A 17,583-nucleotide genomic window follows, 5' to 3' on the forward strand; every position below is an offset into this window, starting at 1 on the left:
ACGAATGCCATGCCGACGCCTCCCAGAAACTCACAGCCAGCAAAGATGAAAACCATTCTTGTCGTGGATGACGAACTCACCATTGTGACTGCGTGGAAACGCATCCTTCAATTTGAAGGCTATCGAGTCGTGACCGCTAGCAATGGTCGTGAGGGGCTTATTGCCGCTAACGAAGAAAAGCCCGACCTCATCATCACAGACCGGTCGATGCCGATAATGGATGGCGTTGAGTTCTGCCACCATCTGAAGCGAGAACGAGAGTTTGCGCGAATTCCTGTGATTCTTACAAGCGCTGACCATGCGGGGCCCGGCGACACAGCAGTATGGGATGGGTTTTGCCTTAAGCCCGTGTCCATCGAGGTGCTGCTAGCATCGGCACGACGCCTTTTGAACGCGTGATGATGCTCAGGCCGGAAATTCGGTGATTGCTGCGTGTACCGCTCATATGGCACCTACAAGGTCTGCTGATGCAGCAGTGTGAGTGCAAGCTTGCTGACCAGGCCGTGGCCTCACCCGTGCGCGTCGACCCAGGCGCGGGCCCAATCCAAGCCAGCATGTTGCGCGTCCTCTTCACTGTCGAAATGACCGAGGACGCCCGATGCTTCGATTAGCTTACCGCTCTTAGTAATGGTCCCGCTTCCCGCATAACGTTCCGGCTGGAGGATGTCTTCCTGCTGAAGGATGGCGTGGCCCCACACGTTGTAGCCGCGATAGCTTTCCGACTCCATCAGCGCCCAACCTTTACCGATGCTCCGCGCGAGTTCACGCGAAGCACATTTCCCTCGGGAGTTATCTGGCGAGGAATGTCCGACATGTCAGGCTCGTTCGCTGGAACGACTTCTTGCATGGGGTGTTGCTTCGCCATGAGCCTGGTTGCAGATGTCGGCGCGCGGCGTGCGTGCACTTTCAGTGCATGGGGCGCGACATGCCGACGAGTTACCAGGTTGTGTGTGGCACTGACGCTGTGTGGTGCGGTCGCGCGCGCCTCTGGTGGATTCCACATCTCCGAATATCCGCCAGTTGCGAACGCTGTCGGCGCCATCGTCGCTGCCAGTAACGCCAATCCAATTCTTTTCACGGTTTCTCCTTGCTGGCCGTTCGTTGCAGCCACTCTTTGCAACCAATTGCTTGGCCGACGCACCGGCCGTCACACCCGGGACAATAATGCCGGTCTCGTATGTCGGCGTTGACGCGCCAGACATTGTCGTTCGCCGGACTTGCTGTGCCAACAGTGCATCCATTCTCGCGCGCATAAAACGTCGGCTCACCAACTTTGCCGCGCCGGACCGCATTATCGACGCACTCGTCCCCGAAAGCATTACGCATCGCTGACATGAATGTTGCCACCTCCGGCATCGGATGGCTGACCTTGCGAACGCGTGCATCCACGATTCAGCTCCCGATGAAAAGTGTCAGTTCACTATCTCAGAATTGCGTGTACGATACTGTATAAATATACAGGTTTTTTCGATGCCGCATGTCTACTGCTAGCGCTACTGCCGAAGAGATACATCCGTCCCTGTGGCGTGCGTCTCAGCTCGCGCGCGGCCGTGGGCGGGTCGTTGAGACCGGCTATCCCGCGTTGTCTGCTGAACTTCCCGGTGGGGGCTGGCCGGTTGGAGCTCTCATCGACCTGATGGTCCAGCAAGCTGGGGTGGGCGAATTGCGGTTGCTGCGCCCGGCACTCAGCGGCTCGGGCAATCGACCCGTTGCATTCGTGCAGCCGCCGCATACCCCAGACGGACTCGGACTTAGCTACATCGGACTTCCCATTGAACAGGTGCTGCGGGTGAAAGCGCAAAAGACCGCAGATGCGCTCTGGTCAGCGGAGCAGATTCTGCGGGCAGGCAGTTGCAGCGCGCTCATCTTTTGGACGCAATACGCGCAGGCCTCATCGCTTCGACGCCTCCATTTGGCTGCGCAATCATCCGAGACGCTTTTCGTGATGGTCAGGCCTTTGGCCGCCGCTCAGGATTCTTCGCCCGCGCTTTTGCGGCTCGCTTTAAGACCATCAGCCGACGGTCTGACCGTTCACATTGTGAAACGACGAGGGCCCGCCCGCGCAGAGCCTCTGTCGATTCCTCTTCAACCCACTCCTGTACTGCTTTCCCGACATGCGCGTCTTTCTCGCCGTCCACTTGCCGAAGTTGCCACTCGAGGTGTTCCGACCGAAGTGGTCATCTGAGCCCGTGCACGGAAGTGCTGTCCTGGAGAAAGACAAAGTGGTCATTACCGACAACGCGGCTCGCGCAGCCGGCGTGCGCCTCGGGATGAAGCGCGGTGGAGTACTGACACTGTCTCCGGAAACGGAGATGCACGAGCGCGATGCGGCCAGGGAGGCCGCGGCACGGCGGGAGGTGGGCATCGCCCTGATGCGGTTTTCACCTGAGGTCGCCTTGCTTGACGAAGCGACTGTCGTGGTTGAAGTCGGCGCGAGTCTGCGACTCTTTGGTGGGCTGCTTGCATTGTGCCGGGAAGCGAAGTCAGTCTTGGGGACACTCGGGCTGACCGCGCGTATCAGCGCTGCGCCCACCGGCCAGGGTGGATGGCTACTCGCAAAGTTTGGGAACCGACGCGTGCTCAAACTGGCATCGCTCGAGAAACGGCTGGCCGCTTTGCCGATGATGGCGGTTCCCGAGGTTCGCCCGTTTGGAGATTGGTTCTCGGGGCTCGGCTGCGAAACCATCGCCGACGTACGACGCCTGCCACGCGCCGGCCTTCAGAGGCGATGTGGTGAACATCTGCTCGATTCGCTCGACCGCGCGTTCGGCACAGCTCCCGAACTGTTCGACTGGCTAGAGCTGCCACCCACTTTTTCCGCACGCATCGAAATGCCAGACCGTCTTGAGCATGCGGACGGCGCAGTGTTCGGTGCGCATCGACTCATCGTGCAACTGTGCGGCTGGCTTTGCGCCAAGCAATTGGCGGTCACGGCTATTAAGCTGCTGCTGGAGCATGAACGTGGGCGCGACGCCATCGAGCCGACAACCATCGACATCGCGTTGGGCGAGCCGACGTGGAAAGAGGAGCATCTTGTCCGGCTGCTCAAGGAGCGTTTGCATCGAATTGAGCTGGCTGCACCGGTCATTGCACTGAGACTCGACGCATCGAAAGTAGAATCTGCGGCGCCGGCTTCCGACACGCTCTTCCCGGAGCCCGGCGGCTCAAAGGAAGACCATGAACGCCTTCTCGAGTTACTCGTTGCGCGACTCGGAGAAGAGAATGTCCTTCGGCCAGCGCCGACTGCAGACCATCGCCCTGAAATTGCAAACCGCTGGGTGCCGGTAACGCATAAGTCGAAGCAGGAAGCGCTTCCGTTGGGTCTTCCACGACCAACCTGGATGCTGGACAGCCCGGTACGGCTGTTGATGCGTCAGCATCGTCCCTTCTATGGTTCTCCACTGCGGATGGTGTCACCTGGCGAACGCATCGAAGCCGGCTGGTTTGATGGTGAGCTGGTGACGCGCGACTATTTCGTTGCGCAGGCGGACGACCAGAGTTGCTACTGGATATACCGCGAGCGCGTTAGCAGCCGCGATGCGGAAGAAGAGCAGCGGTGGTTCCTCCACGGCCTGTTCGGCTGATGCATCATGGACGCGACCTTCAATGTCCTGCCGGCGTACGCCGAGCTTTTCTGCCTCTCGAATTTTAGCTTCCTGCATGGCGCTTCTCATGCGGAAGAGCTCTCCGAGCGCGCGACACAGCTTGGCTATTCGGCATTGGCCGTCACCGACGAATGTTCGCTAGCTGGAGTCGTGCGTGCGCACGTCGCCGCGAAGGAAGCGAAGCTTCCATTCATCGTCGGTTCCTGGTTCCGTCTGGTCAACGCCGATGGCTCGCCAGCATTCGGACTTATCGTGCTCGCTCAGAATCGCGAGGGATACGGCAACCTGTCCGAACTGATTACGCTCGCTCGCACCCGGGCAACCAAGGGGGAATATCGCCTGACGCCACAGGACCTCTCCCGTCCCGAGAAGGAATATCGGCACCTGCGCGGGATGCCGAATTGCCTTGCCATTCTCGTGCCGGATTTCCCTGCCAACGAGGATGTCCTTGCTGCACAGGTCGAGTGGCTGGACGATACATTTACGGGCCGCGCCTGGGTAGGGTTGGTGCTTCATCAACGCGCCATGGATGACATTCACCGTGGCTCGGTCGAGTTCATCGCGCGCAGCCTGGATGTACCCGTGGTGGCGCTGGGGCATGTCGTCATGCATGTGCGCTCGCGCAAGCCATTGCAGGACACGATGACCGCCATCCGGGTCGGAAGGCCTGTACACGAATGTGGCTATGAACTTGCGCCAAATGCCGAGCAGCACCTGCGTTCACGGCTCCGGCTCGCGAATCTGTACCCAGCCGAAGCACTCGCAGCGACCGTCGAAATCGCGAGCCGCTGCACGTTCTCGCTCGACGAGCTGCGCTATGAATATCCGGACGAACTGGTACCCGCGGGCATCACCCCGAAAGCCTATCTTCGGCAGGAAACATACATTGGCGCGCAGCGGCGCTTTCCATCTGGCATCCCGCACAGCGTACAGGGGCAGATTGAGCACGAGCTTGAGCTCATAGCCGACCTCGAATACGAACCGTACTTTCTGACTGTGTACGACATCGTGCGCTTTGCGCGCAGCCAGCACATCCTTTGCCAGGGGCGCGGCTCGGCCGCCAATTCGGCGGTCTGCTATTGCCTCGGCATTACCGAGGTCGACCCTGCGCGCGGCAACATGCTGTTTGAACGGTTCATCAGCAAGGAGCGCGGTGAACCTCCAGACATCGACGTCGACTTCGAACACCAGCGTCGCGAAGAGGTCATCCAGTACATCTATTGCAAGTACGGCCGCGACCGCGCAGCAATTGCAGCTGCAGTCTCGACCTACCGTCCTCGGGGTGCGCTTCGAGAGACCGGCAAGGCGCTTGGCGTAGACCCACAGATTGTCGATGTGGTGGCAAAGAGCCATCACTGGTTCGACACAAGCCAGGACCTTCTGAAGCGTTTCGCTGAGTCTGGGCTCGACCCGGAGAAGCCGCTCATCCAGGCGTGGGCGCGCCTCGCTTCCCAACTCCTTGGCTTTCCGCGCCACCTGTCCCAGCACTCTGGCGGTTTCGTTATCAGTCGCGGGAAGCTCACGCGGCTCGTCCCTGTCGAGAATGCGGCGATGGCGGACCGGTCCGTCATCGAGTGGGACAAGGACGACCTCGAGGCGCTCGGTCTGCTCAAAATCGACGTGCTCGCGCTCGGCATGCTGTCTGCCATCCGCCGCGCGCTGGACATCGTGTCGGAACAGCGGGGCGAGCGCTTCGAAATGCAGGACATTCCGCCGGAGGATTCGAAGACGTACGAGATGATTTCCGCCGCGGACACAGTCGGTGTATTTCAGATTGAGTCGCGAGCACAGATGAGCATGCTGCCTCGAATGAAGCCAAAGACGTTTTATGACCTGGTCATTGAAGTAGCCATCGTCAGGCCAGGGCCGATTCAAGGTGGTGCGGTCCATCCTTACCTTCAGCGCCGCCAGGGCTTCGAACCCGTGACATATCCGAGTGAAGCTCTGAAGACGGCGCTTGGACGGACGCTCGGGGTCCCTATTTTTCAGGAGCAGGTCATGCAGGTCGCCATCTTGGCTGCCGGCTTTACAGCTGGCGAGGCTGACCAGCTAAGACGGGCGATGGCCGCGTGGAAGCGTAAAGGTGGCCTCGAAAAATACTATGACCGTATCGTCAACGGGATGCAGGAGCGCGGTTACGACCAGGCTTTTGCAGAAGGCATCTTCGAGCAAATCAAGGGCTTCGGTGAGTACGGATTCCCGGAGAGCCATGCTGCCAGTTTCGCGCTGCTGGTGTATGCGAGTAGCTGGCTTAAGTGTCATGAGCCAGAAGCATTCCTTGCGGCGATGCTAAACAGTCAGCCGATGGGGTTCTATTCGCCATCGCAGCTTGTGCAGGACGCACAACGCCACGGCGTGAAGGTGCTGCCAGTTGACGTTGCTGTCAGTGGCTGGGACTCTGTCTTGGTGCCATTGCGCGACAATGCCCCGCCAGCTGTGCGCCTCGGCATGTCGCTCCTACGCGGCATGAAGGATGGCGCAGCGGAGCGCATTGAAAATGCCAGAGCTGTGCGTCCGTTCGAGACCGTCGCCGACCTGGCCCGTAGAGCGCAACTGGACCGAAAAGACCTCCACGTTCTTGCGGACGCCAACGCTCTCTCTTCGTTAGCCGGCAATCGACGCGAGGCGCTATGGCAGTCGGTCGCCGCCGTGCCTGACAAGGACATGCTTGCCGCAGCGGCGGTGCAGGATGAGACGCCCGAATTGGGCGCGCCGACGGAAGCGAATGACATCGTTGCTGATTACCGCTCCGCCGGGCTCACTCTTGGTCGGCATCCGCTTGAGTTACTGCGGCCACAACTGCTTGAAAATCGATTGATGCCAGCATCCACGCTGCGCACTTACCGCGACGGTCGTCTGGCGCGTGGATGCGGACTGGTGACGGTACGTCAGAGGCCTGGAACCGCAAAAGGTGTGATGTTTGTGACACTCGAAGACGAGACTGGCAACGTGAATGTCATCGTCTGGCCGAGCCTGCTGGAAAAGCAGCGTAAGGAAGCACTCGGCGCGTCGTTGCTGGCCGTGTATGGCACCTGGCAGTGCCAGGGCGAAGTGCGACATCTCGTTGCGCAGCGACTGGTCGACATGTCTCACCTGCTGGGCGGCCTAATCACGGCGAGCAGAGATTTTTGCTGACCCCGGCTCAATGACGAGACTGGCGCTTCTTAGGGATTCGGAGCTCGGGCTCGGCTCATGCAGAGGTGCAGACGTTCATCTGACTACTTCGTCCCGCCGTGCCGTGGCTGTCGATGAGTTGCATGTTCTGTCAGCAACCGCCGCATCGTGGCCAGTAAAATTTGCCCATCCACGGGCCTGCGAAGGAAACCATCGTAGCTGACGAAGGCGGGTGGGCTTGGCTCTCCTGAAACCAATATGAAGACAACATCGGCTAGTCCGGGGAGAGTACGCAATTGGTGGCAGAGTTCGCTCCCGGACATTACCGGCATACGCCAGTCGGCAACCACAATGTCCACAGGAAATTCGATGAACATTGCCAGTGCTGATTGGCCGTCGCGCGCGCTCCTAACCTCAAATCCTTCCGCGGCACAACTGGCGCTCCACGCAGCCAAAGTCTCCTCCTCATCATCGACTAGCAATACGCTTGTCATACCACGTTGTCCGAGCCGCAACATAATGTTTGGCAGCCTGGGACCGGCCAAAGTTCACACAAAATCTCGTCGAAGTCGCGCGCCCGTCGTGCTCGCGTCGTTTCAGAGAATGCGTATCATTGGAAAACAAAACGGAGGCATTGATGTGCTACTCGGCCCAGATTCAAGCTGACTATCGCAAGTTCGTACGCATGTTTGGCGCGACGATGGACATCCATGAGTTCGCGCGCCTATTCTTCGAACGCGCTGAAGGTGTCACCAAAGCGAAGATTCCGAAGGCGATGGAAGATGCGTTCGCCGAACCACAGACCGAAGTCGAGCGCGAAATCAAAGCATCAATCGACCGATTCAACGCCGGGCAGGTGACCAACCTCGAACAGGACCTGTTCAAACAACGTAAGCGACTGGCAGACGCGGACCGGACACTGCAGACAAAGATAACCAAGGCTGCGACCGAGAGCCAGCGAATCGCCACCGATAAAATTGCCTGGACTCGCGGCAAGCTTGACGACATCCAGCGAACCGAGCCCAAAGCTCGTGACTCGCGCATATTTCCGGGCCACTACGCGCCCGTAATGGTCATGGAGAACGGCCAACGTGTTGTGAAACCGATGCGTTATCAGTGCCGTATTGCAGGCAAACCCGCTGTCTACGATGTCAAATATCCTGGGACATACAACGCACGACGGGACAACCTGGAAGGCTTCTGGCGGCCGTGCTTCGGCTACGCGCACGGCGTAATGCTCGTCGAAGTGTTTTATGAGAATGTCAGCAAGGCCAAGATGGAGGGGACGTTACTCGAGACTCACGAGCGAGACGAGAATGTTGTTCTGGAGTTTCGCCCGAGTAATGGCGAGCTGATGCATGTCGCATGCTTGTGGTCGCGCTGGTCGGCTCCTGGCGAACCGGACTTGCTCTCATTCGCGGCCATTACGGACGAACCGCCGCCGGAGGTTGCAGCGGCAGGTCACGACCGCTGCATTATCCCTATTTAGCCGGAACATATAGACGCTTGGCTCAACCCGGATGCGTCGGACTTGGCGGCAATGTATGCGATTCTTGATGACAGGGACCGGCCGTTTTATGAGCACAGATTGGCGGCCTAAACGGGTAATGTTGTCCCGCTAGCTGAAGGGACTTAGCTGCGGGACCGCGTAAAAGAAAACTCTGTCGCCGTAACCTGTGACCGCTCGCGGAGCATGTGGGTCATCCCGCGGCTTACTTTTTCGGCATGTGAAATTGATGACTGGCCCACGGTATGAGAGACTTAAGCTCAAACCGACTCAACGATGACGCAGATACACTCACGGAGACAGACTTGAGGAGCTGACACCTTGGCGCAACTTGTACAGTCATTGTCGGAGCTGGCGTATCTTATTGTGCACCTATTCAGCAGGTAGTCATGGCTCGTTCTGCTGGGTCGAAGATGCCTGCGATTCCTACGTAGGTCGTCACGTCGAATTCGGCATTGCCTAGCTTCCGCAGCGCATTATGGTGACGGTCGGTGAGCCACCGGTCGCCGCCGGCTTCTCGCAGGACACGGCGGAACTCGCACATCTTCCTTACTTGCGACCAACCGCGCGACGTATTGCTCTGCATCGAGTCTCCCTGCCTCTGCGGCCGCCGCCATGCTATCCAGCACCCAATAAAGCGCGGGGTTGTGAGGCATCGTCAGCAGTTCCGCCACTCTGATTGACGTCAGGGTTTTGTTCTTGTGGTCCTACCCGCCATACTCGATGCAAGCACTGGCCATCCGCTGCCTCTCTTCGGTCTCGAACATGAGAGGGGTGACCTGCGGGATGTAGCCATTGATTGTTGCCATCAAAGTCTTCTTCCATCGCGATTCGATGTTGTTCTTCGCCGGCCGGACGGTCGGCACATGGCTTTTACGGCTTGAACGCAAGACTTCTTTAGTGTTGAGCCGCGAGACTGGAAGATACTTGGCGGGAGTGAGACTACGGATGTCGCGAGCCGGAGAAGAGAAGTGTGCTGCGAGTGCGTCAACAGAATCTTTCTGCTTTGGCATCAAGCCGTTAGGCCGCATGCCAGGACGTTGTCCACAGCCTTGCCAACAAAAATTGGGGATAACTTGGATGGTGCGGGGAAGGAGCCGAATGCAACACACCACCGGTGTCCTGGACGTCCGCGCAACCATCGCTCCCCGCGGTGCGCGCCAGTGCTCGGCTGTTATCGCCCAGCTCATCTTCAGTAGCCAGATTAAACGAAGGCCCGTGCGTCTCAGGCATAGAAGCAAAAAAGCCCCCAGATTCCCGTCGCGAGGAGCCAAATCCTCAGGCTGGCGCTCGCGTAGCAACACGGATTTGAATGGGCAACGGGCGAGGCCCTAAAACAAGGGGTTGAACATAGGGAACGCAAAAACAACGACCTGTACCCTCCCGGAGAAGGCTGCGCCTGCGTCAACGGCTATGCGAAAGGGATTGAAGCACGGGCAAGAAGAGCAAACCTCTGTGCGAGTCCAGCGTCGGGTGTGCCGTTGATGACTTGTTTGTAATCTCGCATTCATCCGTACGCCATGGACACCGCTCTATATTTTGCTGTGCCCGCTGTTTCGGCAAGCACAGTAGAGGTGAAGGGGACGAAGTGCCCACATGGTGGCTTGTCGTCCTTAGGCGTGGTATGAGCGTGAGCAAATCGAAGATTCAACTCCCGGCAGCATTCTTTCGATGGTATCGGCTATCGCAACCACTCCCGTTACTCTCCGCTCCCGCTACGTGTCTTACCCGCGGCATCATTCGGAAGAAATTCATGCGTAAGTTGATTGCATTGCTCGCTGTGGCGGCGAGCCTGGGTGGTTGCGCCGTCGTACCAGGATACGGGGAAGCGCAGCCATACGATTCGGTCTCCGGCTATCCGTTCTACGGGCCGGGGTACGGGACTTGCAGCAATTGGGGCGACTGCGGCCCCTGGGGCGGGTGGTACGGCAATTACTGGCACGGCGACCGTTGGCACGGTGGCTGGCACGGCGGACGTGGAGGCTGGGGCGGACATGGCGGCGAAGGTGGACATGGAGGCCGGGGCGGACATGGCGGCGGAGGTGGGCATGGCGGCGGAGGTGGGCATGGCGGCGGAGGTGGGCATGGCGGCGGCCGCTGACACCTTCCCCTGTTCTGACTCTACTCGCCATCAGCGTATGGGTGGGACTCGTCCTGGTCTCAATCTACATTGAACCAGGGTTATTTTTTAAAAGGCTTGCGTAAGTTATTCGCGAAAAGCCTTCGAATTTTACCTGTTTGGAAAGTGAAAATGAAACGAGGCGTAAAGGCAGCTGTTCTTATGATGTTTCTGCTTGGTAGTGTGTCTGCAATGGCTGATAGCAAACTAACTGCGGAGGAATGTAACGATTATCCGTTCAAGCCGGTCGTCGGTGAGATAACCCACGCCCAGTTGATGCAGGAGCTGGCGGAGCTGGAATCCGTTGGATACGACCCCCACAAAATCGATTACTACTATCCCAAAAACCTGCAGGCAGCACAGGGGCGATTGCATGCGAAGTATGTTGCGGACTGCGCACCGGCGATTGGTCAAGGGAGCTGACGCCGCCTGAATTTCTTCGCACTGGATGAAGCCGGGCAGTTCCTGGATGGCCGATTCCAGCTGTGGATAGCTTCCGACAGCGCGATGAGGAATGGCTCTTCACCACTGGGCCCTGATGCAGTCCCAGTCCCTGTCGACAAGGCAGACGACGTTGCAACCATTTTGCGCAAACTCGAGGCGTCGGCGACTGATGCGACTACAAAGCGCGGACCGGAGAATGGGTAAGCGATGGCTGCGGTCTGTTGGCCGCGACTTCAGGACTTCGGCTATTCGCAGAAAGACGTCAATTCGGTCGCAGCCGTCAATGCATGGGACTTGCGCACCGGTACTTTGGCGCTTTCCGTCATCCTGCTCGCCGCCTTCAAGGCCATTCGGCGCCATCCGCGACGCCCAAAGAAGGCGTCGCCTGCATTGAAATAGGGTAGATTGCGGAGAGAGACGCGGCTTAGTGCGGCAAGCCGTCCCGCAATCTCAGCTAAACGTGGCCATCGATTCTTCGAGGCGCTCGGAGCCGCAGTTCTGACAACCGGAAAGCATATCCGGGTCGGCTCGCTCGTCTTCCGGTGTTTCGCTGAGTTCGCGGAATGTCGTTACGAGGCTACGCCATGGCGCGGACCATCTTGTCTCCCTGGAGCGGACACCTGTTACGTCGGCAATTCGCAAGAAGCCAGTGTCAGGGAAGAAGGTGAGCGTGACGGCGACACCGTCAATGACGCAGGTTGCAATACACGGTTTTGTTGCCAGCACGTTTGCCTCCAGTGAGATGTGCAGTTTGAGCGCCGCGCGACCGGCGGACTGCCACTCGCCGCTGAGCACAGCGCTCGCTCGTCTCGCTTAAGGCACGGCTTCAGCATGTGGCGATTCGAGCCACGAGGGGAATGCTCGAAGCAACCTGTCAGACGTTACGTTCTGCGCCTTTGGCGAGCACGTCCGAATCCAACGCTATGGCGAGCGGCACAACAGCTTGCGTGAGTAGCCGGGCGTCTTCTTCGATATTGGCGGCGAGGGACCTGTAAATTTTTGCCGCACTGATGGCGATACATGCTTGATGTCAGCAACATTGGAGGGACGGTCACCAGACCGTGCCGTGCGACTTTAAGCACGTGCATCGAGCCGCTAGCCAGTCCGCAGGTGGTGTTTGTTACTGCGACTCAAGGGCGTCATCGCACGCTTGCGCAATCTCGACCGGGTGTTGGTCGTGGTACGCGTCGAACAACTGCGAGCAGAGCTGTGCAAGTGAAGCGAGGTCTACGGCCTGGTCTGCATGCTCGACCTCGCCTGCGCTTAGTACATCGTCGAGAACTGGCGCGAGACGGCGTAGTCGCGCAAAGATGCCGCATGGGACGCAATTTTTTTTAACAGCTTTTGGTCCGGTGCCAGAAAGGCAATCGCCCAGACAGCCGCTGCGACAGGCTTGACCATTGAGTGCATGCTCGCCCGCAAGAAGGAGGGTAAGACGTATAAGCAGCACGTCAGCGGGTCGGCGGCTTTGCCGAAAGGCGTCCACTTGCGTTTCACGGCGAATTCACTTGGCGTCGCACTTCCATACAGTGTGCGCGGAGCGTTCGAAACGAAGGCGACGAAGCGAAGGAAGAGAATCAACTCACCCACGACAAGCTACTGGCGTCCGGAGAGGCGTATTGGACCTACACCGCCTTCAAGGGTGAACACAAAATGATTTGTGAAATCGTTAAGAATGGCGAGACGGTGCGCCACGCAGAGCACATCGTCCGTATTGCCGCAGGACGGCGTTACTGGTTGTAGACCTCAACGTATGGCCACAAATAAAAATCAGCATTTTGTTCCGCGTTGCTATCTCAAGGCCTTCACAAAGGAAGAAGGGAATGCAACCATAAAAATTTTCAACCTTGACCGGCAGAGATTCATTCCTACTGCGCCGGTGAAAAATCAATGTTCCGGGTCGTATTTTTACGGTGAAGACCCAAAGCTGGAAGAAGTTATTCAAGCGTGCGAAGGCCAGTACGCGAATCTACTGAGGAAAATTCGTAAGCCTGGATATTTTCTCGAAGACGAAGACAAATCGTTTCTTCGCTTCTTTTGGCTATTTCAGCACTTACGCACGGAAGCGGCTTCGAGGCGTGCCGTTGAGATGGCAGCGGAGGCAGAGGTTGTTGTGGGCAGTAAATTGTCGCCGGTAGGGTATGGCATTAAAGAGGCAGTTCAAATGGCGATGGGGATGGTGTCGGAGGTGGCTTCAGTCATTGACGACCTAAAGCTATGTTTGGTCCGAAATCGAGCTGATGTTCCGTTCGTTACTTCGGATGACCCGGCCGTTGCTTCGAACCGCTGGTATCTCGAGGACTGCCGTGCGCGCGGACGTTCGTTTGGACTCAGCGCAGCCGGCCTAATCACGTTGCTGCCGCTGACCCCGGACATTCTTTGTCTCGCATATGATGGCGACGTCTACAGCGTTCAGCACGACCGCGGCTGGGTTGAGGTGCGCAATGTCGGAGACGTGAAGGCACTGAATCAGCACCAAATGCTCAGTTGCTTCGCCAACCTGTACGTACCTGAAACGGCTGCGGAAGATGACTTGATGACGCAGTATGCAGATTGCGCAAAGTATCGCCTTACCGTTCGACATAAGGTTAATTATGCGGTCCTTGATTCTTCGGACAATGGGTATGACCGCTTTGTTGTCACAGAACCGAATGACTCTACGCGCAACAGCGACGCATTGCTGCATAGCCAGTCATTGCACCCGAAGCCTACGAGATGGCCAGCTCTGCTTCGCTGGCGTATTCCCGGTGGGATTTATGAAAACGGCACGGGTGTCAATTACGTTCGGAATGCAGGAGCTGTGTCCTCTGACAGCATGAACCCGTTTCGTAAATTACGGGCGAGATAGGTGAAGGTGTTCGATGTCGCTGGCGGGCAGATTTGTTCCAGCCACCCGTCAGCAACACAGTTTGACCTTGCATCGACTGTGCTTCGCGGTCGCCCGCAAAGTGGCGAAATTCGGAACATGCTCAATCAAAGCGTACGGGTGTAAGTGAAATGGCCAATCACACAATTTCTTCATTTGGTCCCGGACCGAATCCATGGGCGATAGACGAAGATGAAGCGGCGAGGCAGGCGATTGCTTCGTTGCGAGGATACGCGTATCAGCTACACGCCTCGCTGGCTGCATGGATGCGTCTGCCCGCGGACGGCGAATTGCACCTTGAAGTCGCCGAAGACTACGCTGAGATATTGAATTCAGCCAATCAGAACGGCCAGATTTTGCGTGCCGTACAGGTCAAAGACACGAAGGATTCAGGTGCTATCACGCTTAATTCGCCAGATGTTCTGAAAGCCATCAACCCGCTCTCTAGTAGCGCGTCGGCGCTCGAGGTTTGGTCCGCGTCGGCGAAAGGAGGAGACGCGACGGAACTACTCGAGGCACTTCGCACGCGATTTACTGATGGTGAGCTATCCGCGTTTCTCAAAAGATGCACGGTGGACGAGCTTCGTAGTCGGTTGTTGATGCGATTAACCTTTGCATGCGGTCAGCCGTCGTGGCAGAACATCGAAGCGGACGGACGAGAATATCTGGCCGACGCCCGGAATGTGGCTCGTGCGGAAATAACTGCAGCCCGCAGAGCATATGATGTTCTTCTATCCGTCCTGCTTCGAAAAACCCTTCAACCGAAGTCTCGTAAGTTGGACCATCAGGCGTTTGTAGATGCTTTTCGCGAGGCAACTGCAATCGCGGTTCCATCTCAACAGTTCATAGACATGACTGACGAGATATTGCGCTCGACGGACAGAACTGCTCAGCGTTCATCGTCAACGGCGTCCCCCGCCTTGGATTTTGCGTCAATAGCAGCCGCGGCAAGAACGCTAAGCGACAACGGTCGACCGCCGACGCTGTTGGCTCTCTTTCCTGACGTATCGTGTCGCGTGCGCGGCGCACTGGATAAACTTTCGGAAGTCGACCGATGGGTGGCCAGTGATGACGCTCCAAACTCACAGCCGTCGTCGCGACTGCGGCTTTCAGACCTTCTCCGGCATCAAGAATTGCATCATCTTGTATATGCTGAGCCGGGAGCAGGGAAAAGCCACGCGTTATCTCGGATAACGGCGAGCCTGCTCGCAAAAGGCAATAGGGGAACATCGGAGTTTGTTTCCGGCCTTGAACCCGACGAGAGTGTGCAATTTTTGCTTCATATCGCAGGTCTCAAGACCGCCGACGAGGTTCTTCAGCAGATTACGGCGCTTTTGCCTGATACCAGTCTTGAGGATATGCTAGCTAGTCCGCGCGTTTGTATCTTGCTAGATGGCTGGTCTGAGTTTGCGACCGGAGAGCATCTTTCGCAGCGTACGAAGCTTCTCCATGTGTTAGCGGGGACTCGGGTAATCGTGTGTGCTCGGCATCGAGACCCAAACGATACGCCGTTCAGGTGCTGGACTCTGGAGCGCCTGGACCCGATGCAGATTCGCAAAACCGTTGAACAGTCTTTCGACCGCTCGTCGACACTTAGTGATGAGATGGTGGATTTGCTCGGGATACCTCTGGTGCTGTCGCTCTACTTGCTCCTGGGCGGCTCAATGGCAACAACGGGCGACTTAATGGCCCATTTTCACAGGCATCTTTCGAAGGGCGCGCCTGAGCAGTTCGAATCTGTGCTTTCCGATGCGATTGCAATACTCTCGCTTTCAGGAGACCGCTCGTACAATAAGTTTATTTCGGCGCTCCGGAAAGCTGCTGCTACACGTGGAGTAGTCGAACCCACGTTGGTCTTACGGCAGCTAGGCACAATCATCCAGCGTGGAAGCGTCGCTGTCGCTGTGCATGACCTCTACTGGAGTTGGCTTGCGGGTGTTGGCTATCTACGTGAATCGCGAATCGACCAAGCAGTTCTTCAACTCGAGACACGTGAGAGCTTGACCTTAGCGCTCCAGTCCGGGGAATTTGTTGACCCATCCGTCGTAACGTCCACTGCCACTACCGATGCATCACTGGCGGCAACAGTTGATTCGTTTCTTGGAAGCACGTCTATGGAGCCCACGCTTTCCGCGAAGCTAAAGTCGATGTTTGAGAGCTCAAATCTCTCGGTTCGATACCGTGCTGCACTCGCAAGCATGCATTCCGCGAGGGCCACTCATGTGGGGAAAGCGCTCAACGTAGTCAATCAGTTGGCGAGCGAAAAACTTTACGTCCGCGATATTGTTGATGTTCTGAAGTCTGACAACATCTTTGCAAATAAGGCGGCCCTCGCGTTGTGGCTCGGCGGTCCAGGAACCCCGACATTCATTGAAGCTATTTCGACTGTCGGGGATGAGCGATGGCTACCTTGGCTTGAGCAGATGTTCCATCGAGGCCTCCTCGAACCAAATTTGGCGCTGGCCGCGGCGTTAGCTTGCGGGAATGAGATACCAAAGTGGGGAATCGAGCACCTGCCGAACCTCCTTTCATCGGAACCATGGCTGTTAAGATTTGCCTCTGAAAACGGAATCAACCAGGAGCTTGCGCTCTGGCTGGCAAGGAACTATCCGCAAGCGCAAGACACCATGTTCGCAGCTTGGTTTCAGGCGAATCGTATCTTTGTTACATGTGGCGACGATGCGGTGTATGAGGAATTGCTTCGGCGGTTTTCATCCATGACGACGCGCGCTCAAGAAGTCCTGGGGATGGCTGTACCGGAACTTGGAGACGCTTGGGTCGCTCGTTTCCAAAGGCTCGCATTTGCAGAACCTGGCGCAAAACATCACCATCGCTTAGCCGAAACTATCAGTCTTGAGATAGATGATGAAACTGCTCGAGAATGGATAGAGCGCGGCTACTACCATACGGGGTGGAAGGTGTTGATAGCGCGCCATGGACAGAAGTTACTACCTGAATTAACCGCACAACTGCCCGTTTCATTCGGTGGGCAACCATATGTCGCCGCTCTTCAGGCAATTGCGCTACTCGACGAAGTGCCTGAATCGTTCCTTATGGAGTTGAATTCAAGGCTATTCAATGAGACGAGCCAACGGCTTGGAATTGCGCCCAGCGTTGGAGAGTCTCTTATCTTTGTAGCCGGGAAGGTCGAGAGGCTTGGGATGGCATGGCTCATCGGCCAAATCTTGCGCAACCCAAACGTATTTGGGAGCTACCACGCCAAGCTGGTCCTGAAGGAGTACATGTCTTGGAAGAGGAAGACCGGGCTGTCGCTGCAGCTGGACCCAACAATGGGACAGCTTTCGTTCGAACGTTGGTATGCGCATATCCGATTCGTGACTAACTGGGATGAGCACCATTCGCCCGAAGCACTTCGACTTGTTCCGGATGTTGCGGTCGAGGCCGTTCTCGGGCCGTTCACCAATGACGATGACAAGGCTGAGAAGATTCTGTCCCGTCTTAATACGTTGGCAACGTATAACGATGCACTTTTTGAACGAATGATGGCGTGCGACCGTTTAATTCGGTTGATTCCACGGATTTTTGCTGATGTGGTGAGCTTTTTTCCACCGACTCAGATGTTGCGGCTTGCCCAGTCAGGCCATTTGGAATCTGATGTCCTATATCACTTCCTGAAAACTGCTGACGACATGTCGTTTGAATGGACACATTCATTCCTGGTGAGTCGAGTTGTTCAGGACCCACGCAATCTAAATGATATTCGCGCCGTCGCCAACATGTTGCGAAGTTACCCGCGAGAGACTCTATACCACTTGCTTCAACAGCAACTCTCTTCGGATGATGTGGCGGAGAGCGATAACCTACACTGGCTACTGCGCGAGACAGGTAGCGCGCGGCGTGAGTTGCTGATTGACGAGCATGGACGATGGCTGCACTAGGCTCCGCCGGCGACTCGTTGCCACAGCGG

Annotated in this window: 16 protein-coding genes and 1 pseudogene; 11 read left to right on the forward strand and 6 right to left on the reverse strand. The window is 57.1% G+C overall.

The window, feature by feature from the left end; genetic code table 11:
- The first annotated feature begins 45 nt into the window (after positions 1 to 45).
- Positions 46 to 399, forward strand: coding sequence for a response regulator (locus tag P0D84_RS05080; protein WP_408333077.1), 354 nt, complete (start codon positions 46 to 48; stop codon positions 397 to 399).
- Positions 400 to 509: 110 nt separating this feature from the next.
- Here P0D84_RS05080 and P0D84_RS05085 read toward each other — a convergent pair whose 3' ends face one another.
- Positions 510 to 728: a hypothetical protein gene (locus P0D84_RS05085; protein ID WP_408333080.1), complete on the reverse strand. Its 219-nt coding sequence runs from the start codon at positions 726 to 728 to the stop codon at positions 510 to 512.
- A 749-nt stretch (positions 729 to 1,477) separates the two neighbouring features.
- On the opposite strand from P0D84_RS05085, the gene imuA reads away from it, so the two are divergent.
- Genes imuA through P0D84_RS05100 form a run of 3 tightly spaced genes read left to right on the forward strand, consistent with a single transcriptional unit; the run spans position 1,478 to position 6,740 of the window.
- Positions 1,478 to 2,185, forward strand: coding sequence for a translesion DNA synthesis-associated protein ImuA (imuA, locus tag P0D84_RS05090; protein WP_408333083.1), 708 nt, complete (start codon positions 1,478 to 1,480; stop codon positions 2,183 to 2,185).
- Positions 2,115 to 3,584, forward strand: coding sequence for a Y-family DNA polymerase (locus P0D84_RS05095; protein WP_408333086.1), 1,470 nt, complete (start codon positions 2,115 to 2,117; stop codon positions 3,582 to 3,584). The genes imuA and P0D84_RS05095 overlap by 71 nt, the downstream gene beginning before the upstream one ends.
- A 6-nt stretch (positions 3,585 to 3,590) precedes the next feature.
- Positions 3,591 to 6,740: an error-prone DNA polymerase gene (locus tag P0D84_RS05100; protein ID WP_408333089.1), complete on the forward strand. Its 3,150-nt coding sequence runs from the start codon at positions 3,591 to 3,593 to the stop codon at positions 6,738 to 6,740.
- A gap of 83 nt (positions 6,741 to 6,823) precedes the next feature.
- Here the strand turns inward: P0D84_RS05100 and P0D84_RS05105 are convergent, their stop codons facing one another.
- A complete protein-coding gene (locus P0D84_RS05105) occupies positions 6,824 to 7,237 on the reverse strand; it encodes a response regulator (protein ID WP_408333092.1) in 414 nt (137 codons plus the stop codon).
- Positions 7,238 to 7,356: 119 nt separating this feature from the next.
- On the opposite strand from P0D84_RS05105, the pseudogene P0D84_RS05110 reads away from it, so the two are divergent.
- Positions 7,357 to 8,319 (forward strand): annotated as a pseudogene (locus P0D84_RS05110) (SOS response-associated peptidase family protein).
- A gap of 283 nt (positions 8,320 to 8,602) precedes the next feature.
- Here the strand turns inward: P0D84_RS05110 and P0D84_RS05115 are convergent.
- Both P0D84_RS05115 and P0D84_RS05120 read right to left on the reverse strand, forming a co-directional pair.
- Complete coding sequence (locus P0D84_RS05115; RefSeq protein ID WP_408333095.1) at positions 8,603 to 8,812, reverse strand: hypothetical protein; 210 nt, start codon at positions 8,810 to 8,812, stop codon at positions 8,603 to 8,605.
- Between the two features lie 121 nt (positions 8,813 to 8,933).
- The gene (locus P0D84_RS05120; protein WP_408333098.1) at positions 8,934 to 9,239 is read right to left on the reverse strand and encodes a hypothetical protein; all 306 of its coding nucleotides are present in this window, start codon (positions 9,237 to 9,239) and stop codon (positions 8,934 to 8,936) included.
- Positions 9,240 to 9,979: 740 nt separating this feature from the next.
- Between P0D84_RS05120 and P0D84_RS05125 the strand changes: the two genes are divergently transcribed.
- The 3 genes from P0D84_RS05125 (at position 9,980) to P0D84_RS05135 (ending at position 11,188) form a co-directional block, all read left to right on the forward strand.
- Positions 9,980 to 10,327 (forward strand): hypothetical protein, encoded by a 348-nt coding sequence (locus tag P0D84_RS05125; RefSeq protein WP_408333101.1) that lies wholly within the window; start codon positions 9,980 to 9,982, stop codon positions 10,325 to 10,327.
- A gap of 150 nt (positions 10,328 to 10,477) precedes the next feature.
- On the forward strand, positions 10,478 to 10,768 hold the full coding sequence (locus P0D84_RS05130) for a DUF4148 domain-containing protein (RefSeq protein WP_408333104.1): 291 nt from the start codon (positions 10,478 to 10,480) through the stop codon (positions 10,766 to 10,768).
- Between the two features lie 228 nt (positions 10,769 to 10,996).
- The gene (locus tag P0D84_RS05135) at positions 10,997 to 11,188 is read left to right on the forward strand and encodes a hypothetical protein (protein ID WP_408333107.1); all 192 of its coding nucleotides are present in this window, start codon (positions 10,997 to 10,999) and stop codon (positions 11,186 to 11,188) included.
- 51 nt (positions 11,189 to 11,239) lie between these two features.
- Here P0D84_RS05135 and P0D84_RS05140 read toward each other — a convergent pair whose 3' ends face one another.
- Entirely contained in the window at positions 11,240 to 11,584 is a 345-nt protein-coding gene (locus tag P0D84_RS05140) for a hypothetical protein (protein WP_408333110.1), read from the reverse strand.
- A 468-nt stretch (positions 11,585 to 12,052) separates the two neighbouring features.
- Entirely contained in the window at positions 12,053 to 12,379 is a 327-nt protein-coding gene (locus P0D84_RS05145) for a hypothetical protein (protein ID WP_408333113.1), read from the reverse strand.
- A gap of 9 nt (positions 12,380 to 12,388) precedes the next feature.
- Here P0D84_RS05145 and P0D84_RS05150 point away from each other — a divergent pair, with 9 nt between their 5' ends.
- The 3 genes from P0D84_RS05150 (at position 12,389) to P0D84_RS05160 (ending at position 17,554) form a co-directional block, all read left to right on the forward strand.
- Entirely contained in the window at positions 12,389 to 12,532 is a 144-nt protein-coding gene (locus P0D84_RS05150) for a hypothetical protein (RefSeq protein WP_408339684.1), read from the forward strand.
- Between the two features lie 10 nt (positions 12,533 to 12,542).
- Positions 12,543 to 13,637 (forward strand): DUF4238 domain-containing protein, encoded by a 1,095-nt coding sequence (locus P0D84_RS05155; protein WP_408333116.1) that lies wholly within the window; start codon positions 12,543 to 12,545, stop codon positions 13,635 to 13,637.
- 149 nt (positions 13,638 to 13,786) lie between these two features.
- Positions 13,787 to 17,554: an NACHT domain-containing protein gene (locus tag P0D84_RS05160; RefSeq protein WP_408333119.1), complete on the forward strand. Its 3,768-nt coding sequence runs from the start codon at positions 13,787 to 13,789 to the stop codon at positions 17,552 to 17,554.
- Positions 17,555 to 17,583 lie beyond the last annotated feature (29 nt).

Source organism: Paraburkholderia sp. RL17-337-BIB-A (genome assembly GCF_046025895.1).
GTDB classification, from domain to species: domain Bacteria; phylum Pseudomonadota; class Gammaproteobacteria; order Burkholderiales; family Burkholderiaceae; genus Paraburkholderia; species Paraburkholderia fungorum_C.

What these genes read in the sequence shown, in the direction of transcription:
- P0D84_RS05130 (WP_408333104.1), top strand. Translation starts at nt 10,478, where the DNA reads ATGAAACGAGGCGTAAAGGCAGCTGTTCTTATGATGTTTCTGCTTGGT.
- P0D84_RS05085 (WP_408333080.1), bottom strand. Translation starts at nt 728, where the DNA reads ATGGAGTCGGAAAGCTATCGCGGCTACAACGTGTGGGGCCACGCCATC.
- P0D84_RS05080 (WP_408333077.1), top strand. Translation starts at nt 46, where the DNA reads ATGAAAACCATTCTTGTCGTGGATGACGAACTCACCATTGTGACTGCG.
- imuA (WP_408333083.1), top strand. Translation starts at nt 1,478, where the DNA reads ATGTCTACTGCTAGCGCTACTGCCGAAGAGATACATCCGTCCCTGTGG.
- P0D84_RS05120 (WP_408333098.1), bottom strand. Translation starts at nt 9,239, where the DNA reads ATGCCAAAGCAGAAAGATTCTGTTGACGCACTCGCAGCACACTTCTCT.
- P0D84_RS05155 (WP_408333116.1), top strand. Translation starts at nt 12,543, where the DNA reads ATGGCCACAAATAAAAATCAGCATTTTGTTCCGCGTTGCTATCTCAAG.
- P0D84_RS05125 (WP_408333101.1), top strand. Translation starts at nt 9,980, where the DNA reads ATGCGTAAGTTGATTGCATTGCTCGCTGTGGCGGCGAGCCTGGGTGGT.
- P0D84_RS05135 (WP_408333107.1), top strand. Translation starts at nt 10,997, where the DNA reads ATGGCTGCGGTCTGTTGGCCGCGACTTCAGGACTTCGGCTATTCGCAG.
- P0D84_RS05115 (WP_408333095.1), bottom strand. Translation starts at nt 8,812, where the DNA reads ATGCAGAGCAATACGTCGCGCGGTTGGTCGCAAGTAAGGAAGATGTGC.
- P0D84_RS05100 (WP_408333089.1), top strand. Translation starts at nt 3,591, where the DNA reads ATGGACGCGACCTTCAATGTCCTGCCGGCGTACGCCGAGCTTTTCTGC.
- P0D84_RS05160 (WP_408333119.1), top strand. Translation starts at nt 13,787, where the DNA reads ATGGCCAATCACACAATTTCTTCATTTGGTCCCGGACCGAATCCATGG.
- P0D84_RS05095 (WP_408333086.1), top strand. Translation starts at nt 2,115, where the DNA reads ATGCGCGTCTTTCTCGCCGTCCACTTGCCGAAGTTGCCACTCGAGGTG.
- P0D84_RS05105 (WP_408333092.1), bottom strand. Translation starts at nt 7,237, where the DNA reads ATGTTGCGGCTCGGACAACGTGGTATGACAAGCGTATTGCTAGTCGAT.